Annotated in this window: 9 protein-coding genes; 2 read left to right on the top strand and 7 right to left on the bottom strand. The window is 68.9% G+C overall.

Translation table 11 applies throughout. The features are described from left to right. Nucleotides 1-29 precede the first annotated feature (29 nt). Entirely contained in the window at nucleotides 30-3,440 is a 3,411-nt protein-coding gene (locus tag AB0K03_RS09850; protein ID WP_364682637.1) for an SseB family protein, read from the top strand. Next, nucleotides 3,433-3,795, top strand: a complete 363-nt coding sequence (locus tag AB0K03_RS09855; protein WP_364682639.1) for a hypothetical protein — start codon at nucleotides 3,433-3,435, stop codon at nucleotides 3,793-3,795. Before AB0K03_RS09850 ends, AB0K03_RS09855 begins: the two co-directional genes overlap by 8 nt. 15 nt (nucleotides 3,796-3,810) lie before the next feature. Here AB0K03_RS09855 and AB0K03_RS09860 read toward each other — a convergent pair whose 3' ends face one another. The 7 genes from AB0K03_RS09860 to acs all read right to left on the bottom strand — a co-directional run bounded on the left by AB0K03_RS09860 (nucleotide 3,811) and on the right by acs (nucleotide 14,518). After that, a complete protein-coding gene (locus AB0K03_RS09860) occupies nucleotides 3,811-4,731 on the bottom strand; it encodes an alpha/beta hydrolase (protein WP_364682641.1) in 921 nt (306 codons plus the stop codon). A 43-nt stretch (nucleotides 4,732-4,774) separates the two neighbouring features. Continuing rightward, nucleotides 4,775-5,245, bottom strand: coding sequence for a hypothetical protein (locus tag AB0K03_RS09865; RefSeq protein WP_364682643.1), 471 nt, complete (start codon nucleotides 5,243-5,245; stop codon nucleotides 4,775-4,777). A 185-nt stretch (nucleotides 5,246-5,430) separates the two neighbouring features. After that, nucleotides 5,431-5,841 carry a hypothetical protein gene (locus AB0K03_RS09870; protein ID WP_364682645.1) on the bottom strand — a complete coding sequence of 137 codons (411 nt, stop codon included), beginning with the start codon at nucleotides 5,839-5,841 and terminating at the stop codon, nucleotides 5,431-5,433. A gap of 200 nt (nucleotides 5,842-6,041) precedes the next feature. Then, complete coding sequence (locus AB0K03_RS09875; RefSeq protein ID WP_364682647.1) at nucleotides 6,042-6,347, bottom strand: hypothetical protein; 306 nt, start codon at nucleotides 6,345-6,347, stop codon at nucleotides 6,042-6,044. 986 nt (nucleotides 6,348-7,333) lie between these two features. After that, the gene (locus tag AB0K03_RS09880) at nucleotides 7,334-9,715 is read right to left on the bottom strand and encodes an immune inhibitor A domain-containing protein (protein ID WP_364682648.1); all 2,382 of its coding nucleotides are present in this window, start codon (nucleotides 9,713-9,715) and stop codon (nucleotides 7,334-7,336) included. 186 nt (nucleotides 9,716-9,901) lie between these two features. Continuing rightward, complete coding sequence (locus tag AB0K03_RS09885; RefSeq protein ID WP_364683055.1) at nucleotides 9,902-12,262, bottom strand: immune inhibitor A domain-containing protein; 2,361 nt, start codon at nucleotides 12,260-12,262, stop codon at nucleotides 9,902-9,904. Between the two features lie 270 nt (nucleotides 12,263-12,532). Beyond that, nucleotides 12,533-14,518, bottom strand: coding sequence for an acetate--CoA ligase (acs, locus tag AB0K03_RS09890; RefSeq protein WP_364682650.1), 1,986 nt, complete (start codon nucleotides 14,516-14,518; stop codon nucleotides 12,533-12,535). Between the last annotated feature and the right edge of the window lie 72 nt (nucleotides 14,519-14,590).

The raw sequence follows: 14,590 nt of genomic DNA on the forward strand, positions 1-14,590 counted from the left end.
GCCCGTTCGCCGCGAAGGGAGAGGTGGACGTGACCGAGTGGGAACCGGCTACGGACGCCGAAGTCGCGATGCGCAACGCCCTGCGCACCGATGATCAGGAGTCCTACTTCCGCATTCTCGCCGGCGTCGACCTGCTCCTGCCCGTCTCCGCGGACGCTCTGGCGGGGCTCGAGCCGCTGGGGTGGGGCACGTGGAGCACCGGCGGGCGTACGCACGTGCTGGCCTTTACCTCCCCGTCCGCGCTGCAGGCCTGCCTGTCTGATTACACGGGATCCGCGAGGCGCGTTCCGTACTCCGAACTGGCCGAGACGTGGCCCAACCTCGAATGGTGGCTGGCGGTCAACCCGGGCCTGCCGATCGAGGGATACCTGCCGGCCTGGTTCGTGGCCCAGCTCAGCCGTGGTGACCTGCGGCTCCCCAAGCGCGGTCCGGCGCGGCAGGGCACCGGCCGGCTCAAGGACCTGCAGGCGGCGGCCATGGCGGCCGCTTCGCAGGGGTACGCGTCCCCGGCATCCGGCGGTCCGGTGCCCGGCGGCGCGCCATCCAGCCCGGTGTCCGGCAGCGCGCCAGCTAGCCCGGTATCCGGCGGCGCCCCGTCCGGCGGCCCGGTGTCCTTCGGTGCCCCGTCCGCCAGCCCGGTGCCCGGTGGCGCGCCGTCCGTCGACCCGGTGTCCGGCGGTCACATGCCTGGCGCGCCGGTTTCCGCTGGTCGCGGCCCCACAGTTTCGAACGGTACGGCAGCCCCGAACGGCCAGGGCCCCGCTGTGCCCCGGGGAACGGGACCCGTCGCCGCGACGGGCTACGGAGCCGGTCAGCAGCCGGGCTACGCGCCGTCCGCGCCCGGCTCCGCGCGAGGCCAGCAGTCCGGCTCCGCGCCCGGCCAGCAGTCCGGCTCCGCGCCGTCCGCGCCCGGCTCCGCGCCGTCCGCGCCCGGCTCCGCGCCGTCCGCGCCCGGCCAGTCCGGTTCCGAGCCGTCCGGGCCCGGGTCGTCGCAGGGTGGGCCGGTCGGCCCCGGTGGGCTTCCCGTGCGTACGCCGGGAGCGGTTCTGCCCAGCGGATTGCCGTCCCGGGTCCCGTCGACCCCGCCCGGCCTGGGTGGCGTCGGCGATTCGTCGAGCTTCAGTGGTTTCACGACGGGCGGCGGCCGGGCGCCTCAGCAGGAGCCCGGTGGCACCGCACCGTCGCCTGCCGCTTTCTCCGGAGGGCCGGTGCGGGCGGCGACTCCGCCTTCCGCGGTTCCGCCGGGTAGCGCCTTGGATGCGCTGGCCAGCCGGTCCGGTACGACCGCGCCGCCCGGCAGTGGCAGCGCCCTCGACGCACTGGGCAGCCGCTCCGGTGGCCCAGGAGCAGGCGGCACGGCAGCATCGAGCGGCGGGCGTTCCGACGCGGCAGGCAACGAGGCCGGCGGCGACGATGCCCTGCCTCCGTTGCAGCCGCCCGATGCCCCGCTTCCCACCCGTACGCCGATGGCGCAGACCCCACCGCTGCCGAGTCACCTCACGGCCGGCGAGCAGGCCGAGGCTGCCGCGCAAGCCGGTACGGGCCCGCAGCTGCCGCGTCGCCAGGTGACCCCGCCGTCCGAGCGGCCCTCGTCCATGGCGGCCGCCGCGCAGGCGCTTGCGGCAAGGGGTGAGGCAGGGGCGTCGCCGACCGCGCCGTCGGACAGCCCGTTGCTCGGTGAGGCACCGACCTCCGTCAACCTTGCCGCGGACCAGGCCGCCCGTACGTCCGCGGCCGGCCCGGCGGCTCGTGGGTCCGTGGCGGACCAGGCGATGCGTCAGGCGCCTGCCGCGACTCCGAAGCCGAGCATCGCGCCGCCGGTCATCCCCGGCGTGGGCGGGGCGAACCGGTCGAGCACCCCCGCGGCGCCGGCCACCCGCCCGTCCGCCCCGCCGACAACGCCGAACCAGCCCGCCGACCTCCGCACGACGGGCGCAGCCGGCACGACCGGCCTGGCCGGCCCGGCGAGCGGAAGCAGCCCAGCCGGCGGAAGTAGCCCAGCCGGCGGAAGCGACTCGGCGACCGGAAGCGGCCTGGGTGGTCCGGCCGGCGGAAGCGGCCTGGCGAGCGGAAGCGGTCCGGCCGTCGGCAACGCCCCAGCGAGCGAATCCGGTCCGGCCGGCGGAAGCGGCTTGGCCAGCGGAACAGGTCCGGCCGGCGAGAGCGGCCCGGGCGGTCCAGCCACCGGGAGCGAGCAGACGCAACCGGACACCCCAGCCGAGGACCGGCCACCGACGGACCAGGCCCGTACGGCTGCGATGACCGGCAGCCTCCCGCGTCGTTCGCCCGCCCCGATCGTCGACCGTCCCGGCGCAGGCGAGGACGCCGGCGCCTCCGGAGCCGCGACGGCCCCTCGGTACGAGCGGGCCGGTCTCGAGGCCACCGCCCGGATCGACCTGGGGAGCCGCGGTTCGGGGACCGGCGAGTGGTCGGCCGGGGACGGGTGGCCGCAGCAGTCCGGCGGCCCGGCGGCGGACGAGGACGACTTCATCCCGGCGAACGAGGTGGAGCGCGACCTCTACCAGGCCACCATCGACCGCAGCACCGACTCGTTCCTGTCCACGCTGCTGCTCGCCACCGTGCTCGTTCCCGTGGCCCCGCAGTCGCGGCCGGGGAGTTCGCCCGGGGAGTCGGGGTTCGCGTTCCGTACCGAGGATGCGGGTGACGAGCGGTATCTGGTCGTGTTCACGAGCCGGGATCGGCTGGCGGAGCATTACGTCGAGCCCGCCCGTACCGTTGCGGTCCGGTTCGTCGACCTGATCCGTAACTGGCCGGATCCCGCCTGGTCCTTCGCGGTGAATCCGGGCAGTGCCGTGGGCGCGCGGTATCCCGGTCCGCAGGTCATCGCCCTGGCGAACTGGGCGATCGAGGCCGGCCTCGGCGGGGAGCCGATCGAGGAGCCGGCCGAGGGGCCGAAGGCTCTGCCGCAGCGGGCGCACGAGACCGATGTGCGGCCGACGATGATGCAGAAGACCGTTCCGGTGGAGCAGGTCGACTACTACCTGGAGCGCGGGTACGACCGGGTCGCCGGGTTCGTGCACCGGGCCGCCGAGGTGGAGCACATCCAGCAGCCCGGTGAGCTCTTCGCGGCGCTCGGCCTGCTGTACGACGGGTCGCCCTATCAGGGCGATGCCAAGGAGGCGTACGTGCTTCGCTGGCCGGCATTCCGGCCGAGCCTCTACCGCATCCCGTACGGCGGCCAGAACGAGCAGGCGTTGCGGGCCATGGACGGCTGGGTGATCGAGCGGGCGCCGTTCCGTGGCAACGGGTTCGCCCCGGGTGAGGGCAGCGACGTGATCGCCGAGTTCAAGGTGGACAGTGTGCGGCTGCCGCACGGTGCCCAGCTGTGGCGCCTCGACGGGGACGGGGCCGAGCGGATCGTCGCGATCTTCGACGCCGACGCTCCGATGTGGCGCAAGGTGGGGGAAGCCGATGCGTGACGGGTACGTGGTGACCTGGAACGGGCGCGAGTACGACGCCGCGCCCGACGGGGAGAACGTGCGGGTCTACTCGCCCGAGCCCGGCGACGGGTTCGAGGAGGTCCGGCCGGGGCGGTACGTGCGGGTGCTCCAGCCCGGCGAGTACGGCGACCTGGTGTACGTGCGGACGACGTGTTCGTGGCGGGGGCAGCCGTTCATCGTGCTCGCCGAGGCGGACGACTGGCTGCGGCTCGAGTACACGGGCGGACGGGCGCCGATCGCGCGCTCGCTGGGGCTGGAGGAGTTCGACTTCGGCGTGTACCAGGGGTGGGCGCCGGCACACGAGGTCTCCGAGCTCTACGAACACCGCGTCTGAGTAGGCGGGGGCCGCTCAGGCCTTGAGCCAGCGCAGGATCTCTCCGGTGACCACGTCCGGCGCCTCCTGGTGCAGGAAGTGGCCCGCGTCCTCGATGAGGCGCCACTCGTACGGCGCGATGACGTAGCGGCCGGAGCCCTGGGCCGTGCGCGGCAGGACCGAGGTGTCGAGCGCGCCGTGCATCTGCAGGGTCGGGGTGATGAGCGGACGCTGCATGAGCTTCACGAAGCGGTAGCCCTGCAGGCGCAGTGCCGAGCGGAAGACCCAGCGGTACGCCTCCAGCGCGCAGAAGGCCGCCTGCGGGATCTGCATCGCCTCGCGGCAGCGGGCCACGTACTCGCGGTATTCCGGCGTCCGCGTCCACTGGGGACCGCTCCAGCGCTCGATGAGCTCGCCGACGAGGGCGGCGTCATCCTTGGTGAGCACGTGCTCGTAGCGGGGGACCTGGAACTTGAGGGTGGGGGCCGTGGCGGCGATCTGGCCTCGCGGGTCGGCGAAGAGGGCCGCCCGCAGCCGCAGCGGGTGGGCGGCGCCGAGGACGACGAGACGGCTGACCATCTTGGGGTGGAAGGCGGCCGCCGTCCAGCCGATCATGCCTCCGGCGCCCGTGCCGACGATCATTGCCGAGCGTTCGCCGAGGGCCCTGATCAGCCCGGTCACGTCGGCGGCCATCGTGTAGCCGTCGTAGCCGCGCGGTGGCTTGTCGCTGGCGCCGTACCCGCGCAGGTCCATGGCGACCGCGCGGAAGCCCGCGTCGGCGATCCGGGTCATCACGTCGTGCCAGGCCCACCAGTATTCGGGGAAGCCGTGCAGCAGGAGCACGAGCGGTCCGGTGCCCGCCTCGACGACGTGGAACCGGCTGCCGTTGGCGCCGACGAAACGGTGGGTCCAGGGGCCCTCCGTGAGGACGCACGCCTCGTCCACCTGCGAAGTCATGCGCACCAGCGTACGGGCATCGGGCCAGGCCGGGGGCCCGCGGTCATCGCACCCGCTCCACGGCGAGCATCTCGACCGGGGTGCCCTCGCCGCAGTCGATGCGCAACCGGGCGGGAACGAGGCGGACGCGGACGTACTCGCCCTTCTTCAGGGCGGTGCCGGCGGCGGAGTAGACCGCGTACGGCTTGCCGTCGGCGTCCGCGAAGCCGTAGCAGGGGCCGGTGCCGCCACGGGTGATCCAGCCGTCGGTCCAGCCGGGGCTGTGCACGATGTCCGTGGGGGTCTTCGGGATGCCGCTGGGCCTCTTCGCGCCGGGGGGCGGTCCGGTGGGCACGGAGTTGAAAGGCCCGCTGGGTGACGCGCTGGGCGGGACTGAAGGGGAGGCGGAGGGGGTGGGGGAGGCGCTGGGCGAGGAGGGCACGGAGATGCCGTTGTCCTCGGCCGGGGTGGACGAGCAGCCGGTCAGAAGCGCGACGACCAGGGACGTTGCTGCGGCCGTACGGAAAAGGTTCATGAGGTTTCGACCTGGGATCGGCGTCAGCGGTTCCCAGACGGCGCGGGTGGAAAGGCGACGCTGGGAAGTTGAGGCGACAACGCGTCGCGTCGCGGGGGTAACTGTTGACGGCTGCGACATGCTGCGCCGGAACTCGATCGTGTAGCTCCGGCGCAGCGTGCGGTGTCGAGGAACAGGTCCTCGGCTCAGCAGGCGAGTGCGGCCACCTCTTTGGTGATATCAGCCGTCGGAGGTTTGGCTTCGTTGCATCGCATGATGCCAGTGCGGGGTCGTCCCCATGAGTTGACAACACCGCTGATGACGACATCGCCGCAACGATAGGTGAAGCTGGCTTCGACCAATTGGACGGACTCGTAAGTCACCATCGAGCCGTCGCTATCGACGGTGAATTGTCCTGAGGATTTCTCGTGCGGCGACGTTTCGTTCAGTGGTGCAACGGCCGGTCCCGCTTGTTGTGCGAATTTGGCGAAGACCGCAGCGTCGTCTACGGCATCGGATGCCGAGACTGAAGGGACTACAGTTCGAACCGGTCTGAGTTGTGCGGTGAACGGCTTTCCGCGGGAACTCTTGATGATACCGGATACATCGGTCGCCACAACTTTGCGGGACAGAGGCGCCAATGCGACGGTCCCGCCTTTGCAAAACGCTGGCCCTGACGTCAATGCCGGACGGGTGCCGGCAGTGTCTCTGGCAGATGCTGGGCCCGCAGCCGAGTCATTGGCGCCATCGCAGGCAGTAACGTAAAGTAAGACTCCGAGCGCCATGATGGCTGAAACAAATTCGCGGGCCGTACTCATCAGCAGTAATCGCGCTTCGCCAGGTAGGCCAGGCTCGCGCTGGAAACGGTACTCCCGCAGCGCACAGCACCGTCACGCTTAAGTCCGAAGCTCGTCGCTTTGCCTTTGCTCTTCACTGTTACGTGGGTTCCGCTCGAGTTGCAGAGGGAGTAGCTGAAGTTGCCGCTCGTCTTGCGCGCGCCTGCATAGAAGACGTAGACGCTTCCGGGCTTCATCGTCGCTTGTATCGACACGGATCCGGTGGCCGTAACACTGCCGGCGGCAGCGAGTGTCCACGACACCTGGCCGTCCAGACTGGCGATCACGACGCTAGCGCTGACTGTCGCTCCAGAGGTGATCTGGGCGGAGGCGCTGATCGTCCGTTCTCGGGTCGCGGACTTGGTGTATGTCGCAGTGCTGCCGGTGAAGTTCTCGTATCCCCGTGCGTGAGTCACTGTCCACGGGGTGCTCGTGCCACTCCATGAATAGGCCGAGTGGCCGGGCTCGCACTCGAGGGGTGCGCGAACGATGGCTCCTACCTCGGCGAGATCAACTGCCGTGGGGGCCTTAGTGGGTGCCTCTCCAGTGTCAATCTCGTTCGGATTCTCCGGGTACTCCTGGACATCCGGGACGTCAGGCTCATCTGCGGCAACGTGGACGGTTGTGGTCTGCGCTAGCGCGGGCGTGCCTGGAAGAATGCCTACGCATGCAGCAGCGAGGGCCGCGCCAACAATTTTGTGAACGTGCACAATCATCCCCGTTTCTGGAAGTGGTGTCGAATCTAGGGAGCTCCCCGTGCATGCCGACGAGCTGCCGCAGAATTGGCCAACATGGGTTACGCAGCTATGAACCAGATCGGCATTGAGCGCCTACTTAACCCGTGTGCTGTGCCACTCTATCGATCAAGATCGTAGTTGCATAGATGCAACTCAGTTAATGATCTCACGTGGTGGAGTCGGAAGCCGGACAGTTCTACCGGGCATGAGTCGGATTTCGTCATGCGCTTGAAAGAAGTAATGCGAAATGACCCTTTTGCCTATCCTGCTTGTTGTATCCGTCCTGGCGAGGTCCGCCACACCGCTTCTCGACTACGGACGATTGCCGTCCTCGCGAGTCGTTACGTCGCTTGTCTAGTCCTTGCGACAGTGAAGGCGTCAACACGTCGAGTTGGGGCTGCAACTGAATTAGCTCCGGGCCTACGGAGTAGTGCGGTGCTCCCAGGGGGCGTCGAAGTCGTCGGTCGGGTTCGCCTGGCTGAAAGAGTGACGCCCGGGGGCCTGACGGGCCCCCGGGCGTCGGTTGGTGCGGTGGGTCAGGAGATGCGGATCTTCATCGAGGTGCCGTTCTGCTTGAGCACCTTGATCTTGACCCCGACGGCCGGCAGCTTGACGCCGTTCCACGGGATCTCGTCGTAGAAGTACTTCTTGGTGTCGTCGAACGTCGACTGCGCGGCCTGGCCCCGGATGTAGCTGGGCTTGCCGTTGACGTGCAGCGTGAACGAGTCCGCCTTGGTCAGGCCGAACGGGGCGTCGTACAGCTGGATACGCGCCCGCCAGGGCTGGCCCTCGAGGTTGTAGAAGGGCGCCGGGTGGCTGTCGATGATCAGGTTACGGCCGCTGCCGGGGTGCACGTTGACGTTGTTGTCCGCCACCGACTGGTCGTTGTACGAGATCAGCAGGCCCTGCTGGTACGCGAAGTGCTCGGCCCAGTCGGGCTTGGCCGGCCAGCCGAAGTTGTACGGGCCGGTCTTCAGGTACTTGTCGTGGGACACGTAGCTGCGGTTGCCCGCGATGTAGAAGTTGTCGTAGTCCGCCGTGGTGGTGGCGCCGACGACCTTGAAGCCGCCGAGCGTCCACGCCGGGGTGCCCTCGGCGCCGTCGGTGGAGACGACCGCGTCGTTCACCTTGACGGTGAGGTCGTCGCCGAAGAAGCCGCCCTTGGAGACGCCGCCGTCGGTCAGGTAGTGCAGGCGGACCTGCACCTTCTTGCCGGCGTACGCGTCCAGCGGGACGTGGATGTCCTTCCAGGCGCCACCGCTGGTGCCGCTGATCGCCGGACGGCCCGGCTCGCCGCCGTCGGTGCCGAAGGGCGCGCCGCCGACCGTGCCGTCGACCGCGGTCCAGGTGGCGCCGTCGTCCTGCGAGACCTCGAAGTAGAGGTAGTCGTAGCCCTCTTCGATCGAGTAACGGCCCTTGAGGTCGAGCGCGCCGGAGGTCGCGGCGGTCAGGTCGACCGTCGTGCTCAGCGAGGTGTTGAGCCCGTCCTCGTTGCCGGAGAAGTACTGCTTGGTGCCCGCGAACGGGGCACCGAGGTCGGTGGTGACCTTCTTGTCCGGCAGCACCACGACGACGCCCTGCGCCTTGGCGGTGTTGTACTCCTGCGGGCCGAGCTCGAGGGTCTTCTTCTGACCCGCGACGACGGTCTCGTAGTCGAGCCAGCCGAGCTGCAGCTTGTTCCAGGCGCCGAGGTCACCGGGGCGCGTGCCGAGGGGCTCGCCGGCGCCGGAGAGACGGCTCTGCGCCATCAGCGTCCAGTACTCGCTGTTGTTGTTGGTGCCGCCGCTGGTGTCGTAGTCGTCCGGCAGTCCGAGGTCGTGGCCGTACTCGTGCGCGAACACGCTCAGGCCGCCGTTCTCCGGCTGCATGGTGTAGTCGGAGATCCAGACGCCGGTGTTGCCGATCTGGGTGCCGCCGTACTTGTTGTACGAGGGGCCGTCGACGCCGACCAGGTTCAGGTACGCGTTCCAGCGGTGCGCCCAGATGGCGTCCTCACCCTGCTGCGGGTCGCCGTCGGACTGGTCGCCGCCGGCGTGGACGATCTGGAAGTGGTCGATGTAGCCGTCGGGCTCGTTGAAGTCGCCGTCACCGTCGTAGTCGTTGCGGTCCCACTGGTCGAACTGCTTGACCTCGGTGGCGATCTGCGCGTCCGTGCGGCCGGCGGCCTTGCGGTCGGCGACCCACTTGGTCACCGCGTCCTTGACGAGGGCCCAGGCGTTGGTGTCGGTGCAGAGGCCGTTGATGTCGCAGTCGCGGCCGTAGCGGGCCTCGTTGTACGGCACCTTGACCCAGTCCGAGACCTCGCCCTCGACGCTGTAGCGCCCGGACGACTGCGTCTCGTAGTAGGTCTTGAGCGACTCGACGCCCTTGCCCTCGCCGAAGTACAGGTCCTCGTAGTGCTTCTTGTTGTAGTCCGCCTGCCAGACCGTGGTGTTGTCCTTGGACCGGTCGGGCGACGGGATCTTGTTGTGCAGCGGGCCCTCGAAGGTCGTCGGGCCCGGCGTGGCCGGGTCGCTGTCGACGTCCGGGTAGTTCGGGTGCCGCTGGTTACCGAACTCCGCCAGGATGACGAAGATCTTGTCGGTGCGCTCGTTGCTGAGCTCGACGTACTGGTCCTGGCCGGCGGCCTTGACGGTGCGGTCGTTCAGACCGCCACCCCGCGTCTTGCCGACCTTCGCAACGGTGCTGCCGCCGCGCCGCTGCGTCTTGATGTCGCCCTTCAGGACGCCGTTGATGGCCTCCTGACGCAGCTCGCGGCGCTTGTCCTCGACCGGGTTGGGGAGGTCGTCCATGGCGGCCCGCTTGCTGGCCGCCGGTGTCGGCTCCACCGGGGGTGCCGCCTGGGCAACGGTGGGGAGTGAGATCCCGACACCGGTGACCATCGCGGCGCCCAGTAGTCCCACGACTACTTTGCGCACTACGTACCTCCGTCGACGTGCCCGAAACGCTGTCGTGCAGCGGCTCGGCGTGCAGAGGCCCCGGATTCGGGGCCTAGGTGAACGTATGCAAAAAGAGAGATGCGTGGAAGTCTTCGGAACCATTTCTTTATGCGGAATAGGAAGCGGCGCCCGGGAAAGAACCCGGGCGCCGCCGTTATGTCCGGTTCAGCTGACGCGGACCTTCATCGAGGTGCCGTTCGCGTCGACGACCTTGATCTTCACGCCGACCGCCGGGAGCTTCACGCCCTGGTTCGGCAGTTCGTCGTAGAAGTACTTCTTGGTGTCGTCGAACAGCGGCTGCGCGGCCTGGCCCCGGATGTAGCTGGGCTTGCCGTTGATGTGCAGCGTGAACGAATCGGCCTTCTTCAGGCTGAACGGGGCGTCGTACACCTGGATGCGGGCCCGCCACGGCAGCCCCTCCAGGTTGTAGAACGGCGCCGGGTGCGCGTCGATGATCAGGTTGCGGCCCGATCCCGGGTGCACGTTGGTGTTGTTGTCGACCTGCGACGTGTCCCAGTACGAGATCAGCAGACCCTCCTGGTAGGAGTAGTGGTCCACCTTGTCCGGGGTCGCCGGGTAGCCGAAGAAGTACGGGCCGGTCTTCAGGTACTGGTCGTACGACACGTAGCTGCGGTGCCCGGCGATGTAGAAGTTGTCGAAATCCTCGGTCGAGGTGGCCCCGACGATCGAGAAGCCGTCGAGCTTCCACGTGGTGTCGCCCTCGGCGCCGTCGGCCAGCACGGTCGCGCCGTCCGCCGTGATGGTGAGGTCGTCACCGAAGAAGCCGCCCTCGGCCACGCCGCCGTCCGTCAGGTAGTGCAGACGGAAGGTGATCTTCTTGCCCGCGTACGCGTTCAGCGGCACCGAGATGTCCTTCCAGGCGCCGCCGGTGCTGCCCGTCAGGGCCGGGGTGTTGCTGGCGTCGCGCGGCAGCGGGGCGCCGTCCAGCGTGCCGTCCAGGCGGGTCCAGGTGGCCCCGTTGTCCGTCGACGCCTCGAAGTACAGGTAGTCGTAGTCCTGCTCGATGTCGTACCGGCCCTTGAGCGTGACCGCCGCGGTGGTCTTGCCGGTCAGGTCGATCGCGTGCGACAACGAGTTGTTCAGGTCGTCCGCGTTGCCGGAGAAGAACTGTCCGTCACCCGCGTACGGTGCGCCGAGGTCGGTGGTGACCTCCTTGTCGGGCAGCACCACCACGAAACCCTGTGCCTTGGCGGTGTTGTACTCCTGTGGCCCGAGGTTCAGCGTCTTCTGCTGACCGGCCACGACGGTCTCGTAGTCGAACCAGCCGAGCTGCAGCTTGTTCCACGCGCCGAGGTCGCCGGGGCGGGTGCCGATGCCCTGGTCGCCCGCCGCGCTGAGCCGGCTCTGGGCCATCAGGGTCCAGTGCTCGTTGTTGTTGTCGCCCCGGCCCGAGGTGTCGTAGTCGTCCGGCAGGCCCAGGTCGTGCGCGTACTCGTGCACGAAGACGCTCAGGCCGCCGTTCTCCGGCTGGATGGTGTAGTCGCCGATCCAGATGCCCGTGGTGCCGATCTGGGTGCCGCCGAGGAGGTTGTTCGACGGACCGGTGCGGCCCTGGTCGGTGCCGTACGCGTACCAGCGGTGGCTCCAGATGGCGTCCTCGCCCTGCTGCGGGTCACCGTCGGCCTGGTCGCCGCCGGCGTGCACGATCTGGAAGTGGTCGATGTAGCCGTCGGGCTCGTTGAAGTCGCCGTCGTTGTCGTAGTCGTACCGGTCGTACTGGTCGAACGACTTCATGTCCGCGGCGATCTGCGCGTCCGTGCGCCCGGCCGCCTTCTGGTCGGCCACCCACTTGTTGGCGGCGTCGCGGACCAGCGCCCAGGTGTTGTTGCAGACGTGGCCGCCGCAGAAGTCGCGGCCGTACCGGGCCTCGTTGTAGTTGACCTTGACCCAGTCGGTGACCTCGCCGTCGACGCTGTAGCGCCCGGACGACTGGGTCTCGAAGTAGGTCTTCACCGACTCCTTGCCGGCGCCCTCACCGAAGTACAGGTCCCGGTAGTGCTCGGCGTTGTAGTCGGCCTGCCACACCGTCGAGTTGTCCACCGAGCGGTTGGGCGCGGGGATCTTGTTGTGCAGCGGGCCGTCGAACGTGGTGGGCCCGGGCGTGGCCGGGTCGCTGTCCACGTCGGGGAAGCTGGGGTGCCGCTGGTCGCCGAACTCGGCCAGGATCACGAAGATCCGGTCGGTCCGCTCGCGACCGAGCTCGACGTACTGGTCGGTGCCGGTCTTGGCCACCTTGCGGTTGGTCACGCCCGACCCCTGGGTGCGACCGACCTTGACGACGGTGCTGCCGTTCCGCTTGATCGGCTTGGCCTTGCCGCTGACCACGTCGGCGACAGCTTCTTCGCGCAGGGCGCGACGCTTCTCCTCCAGCGGGTTGGGCAGATCGTCCAACGGTGCCGCACCGGATTTGGCTACCGGCGCTGGATCGACCGGCGGTGCTGCGACGGCGCCGGCCGGGACCATGATCCCGACACTGGTGACCATCGCGGCGCCGAGCAGTCCCACGACCACCTTGCGCACTACGTTTACCTCCGTTGGCATGACCGCGCGCTGTCGTGCAGCGACGGCGGTGAACCGCCCCGGTTCCGAGGCTCAGGTGAACGTATGCAAACACACCGATGTCTTGGAAGGGGTGACACGGATTGTTCGGCGATGGTTACGCGTTATGGATCTTCCATAATGCACGAACCGGCAAATGGTCGAAAATGGACCGCGCGCATGAAATGGCGGCAGACCCCACGATCGCAGATCTGCCGCCATTCATAGACAATTATCTCAGTCTTCGGACTTGGCCCCCTGCAATCCGGAGGAGATCAGGTCCATCACGGTCGAGTCCTGCAGCGTCGTGACGTCGCCCAGCGAGCGGTTCTCGGCCACGTCGCGGAGCAGCCGCCGCATGATCTTGCCCGAGCGGGTCTTGGGCAGCTCGGCCACGAGCATGATCTGCCGGGGCTTCGCGATCGGGCCGAGCTTCTTGGCCACGTGGTTGCGCAGGTCCTGGATCAGCTTCTCGCCCGCGTCGCCGCTGGTGTCCACATTGCCGCGCGGGATGGTGAACGCGACGATGGCCTGCCCGGTCGTGGGGTCGGTCGCGCCCACGACCGCCGCCTCGGCCACCGACGGGTGCGACACCAGGGCCGACTCCACCTCCGTGGTGGAGATGTTGTGCCCGGACACCAGCATCACGTCGTCGACCCGGCCGAGCAGCCAGAGCGCCCCGTCCTCGTCCTTCTTGGCGCCGTCGCCGGCGAAGTAGATCCACTCGTCGCCGGTGCCGGCGCCCTTGCCGAAGCGTGACCAGTACGTGTCGATGAAGCGCTGGTCGTCACCCCAGATCGTGCGCAGCATCGAGGGCCACGGCTCGCGCAGCACCAGGAAGCCGCCGCCGCCGTCCGGCACCGACTCGGCCTGGTCGTCCACGACGTCCGCCGAGATGCCCGGCAGCGGGGTCATGGCCGAGCCCGGCTTGGTGCTCGTGACGCCCGGCAGCGGGGAGATCATGATGCCGCCGGTCTCGGTCTGCCACCACGTGTCGACGATCGGGCAGTTGTCGCGGCCCACGTTCGCCCGGTACCACATCCAGGCCTCGGGGTTGATCGGCTCGCCGACGCTGCCGAGGATGCGCAGCGAGGAGAGGTCGTACTTGGCCGGGATGTCGTCGCCCCACTTCATCATCGTGCGGATGAGCGTGGGCGCGGTGTAGAGGATCGTGACCTTGTACTTGTCGACGACCTCCCAGAACCGTCCCCTGTGGGGGGTGTCGGGGGTGCCCTCGTACATGATCTGGGTCGCGCCGTTGGAGAGCGGACCGTAGACGATGTACGAGTGGCCGGTCACCCAGCCGATGTCCGCGGTGCACCAGAAGACGTCGGTCTCGGGCTTGAGGTCGAACACCGCGTTGTACGTGTACGACACCTGGGTCAGGTAGCCGCCGGTGGTGTGCAGGATGCCCTTCGGCTTACCGGTCGTGCCCGAGGTGTAGAGGATGAACAGCGGGTGCTCGGCGTCGAACGCCTGCGGCTCGTGCTTCTCGCTCGCTCGCTCGACCGTCTCGTGCCACCACAAATCCTTCTCGCCCCAGGCGACGTCCTCGCCCGTCCGGCGGACGACCAGCACGTGCTGGATGCTCGGGCACTGCGTGACGGCCTCGTCCACGGTCGGCTTGAGGGCGGACGGCTTGCCCCGGCGGTAGCCGCCGTCGGCGGTGATCACGAGCTTCGCGTCGGCGTCCTGGATGCGGGTGGCGAGCGCGTCGACCGAGAAGCCGCCGAAGACCACGCTGTGCAGCGCGCCGATCCGGGCGCAGGCCAGCATCGCGACCGCGGCCTCGGGGATCATCGGCAGGTAGATCGCCACCCGGTCGCCGGCCGTGACGCCGAGCTCGGTCAGCGTGTTCGCCGCCTGGCTGACGCTCTTGAGCAGGTCGGCGTACGTGATGGTGCGGGTGTCGCCGGGCTCGCCCTCCCAGTGGATCGCGACCTTGTCGCCCAGGCCCGCCTCGACGTGCCGGTCGACGCAGTTGTACGCGATGTTCAGCTCGCCGCCGACGAACCACTTGGCGAACGGCGCGTTCGACCAGTCCAGCGTCTGGTCCCACCGCTTGGCCCAGGTCAGGCGGTCGGCCTGCTGCTCCCAGAAACCCAGCCGGTCGGCGGCGGCCCGGTCGTAGGCCTCCGCCTTGACGTTCGCCTCGGCGGCGAGCGCGGCCGGCGGCGGGAACTGCCGCGTCTCGGAATACAGGTTCTCCAGCGTCTCACTCATGAGGGCGGCTCCTCTGCCGTGACCGGTCTCTCGTTTGTTGAACAGTAGTTCTGCCCGGTGCGCCGGGGCGAG

Origin of the sequence: Actinoplanes sp. NPDC049316 (assembly GCF_040677315.1) — a bacterium.
Classification (GTDB): domain Bacteria; phylum Actinomycetota; class Actinomycetes; order Mycobacteriales; family Micromonosporaceae; genus Actinoplanes.

Coding starts and splice junctions, on each gene's coding strand:
- AB0K03_RS09855 (WP_364682639.1), top strand. CDS start 3,433: ATGCGTGACGGGTACGTGGTGACCTGGAACGGGCGCGAGTACGACGCC.
- AB0K03_RS09860 (WP_364682641.1), bottom strand. CDS start 4,731: ATGACTTCGCAGGTGGACGAGGCGTGCGTCCTCACGGAGGGCCCCTGG.
- AB0K03_RS09865 (WP_364682643.1), bottom strand. CDS start 5,245: ATGAACCTTTTCCGTACGGCCGCAGCAACGTCCCTGGTCGTCGCGCTT.
- acs (WP_364682650.1), bottom strand. CDS start 14,518: ATGAGTGAGACGCTGGAGAACCTGTATTCCGAGACGCGGCAGTTCCCG.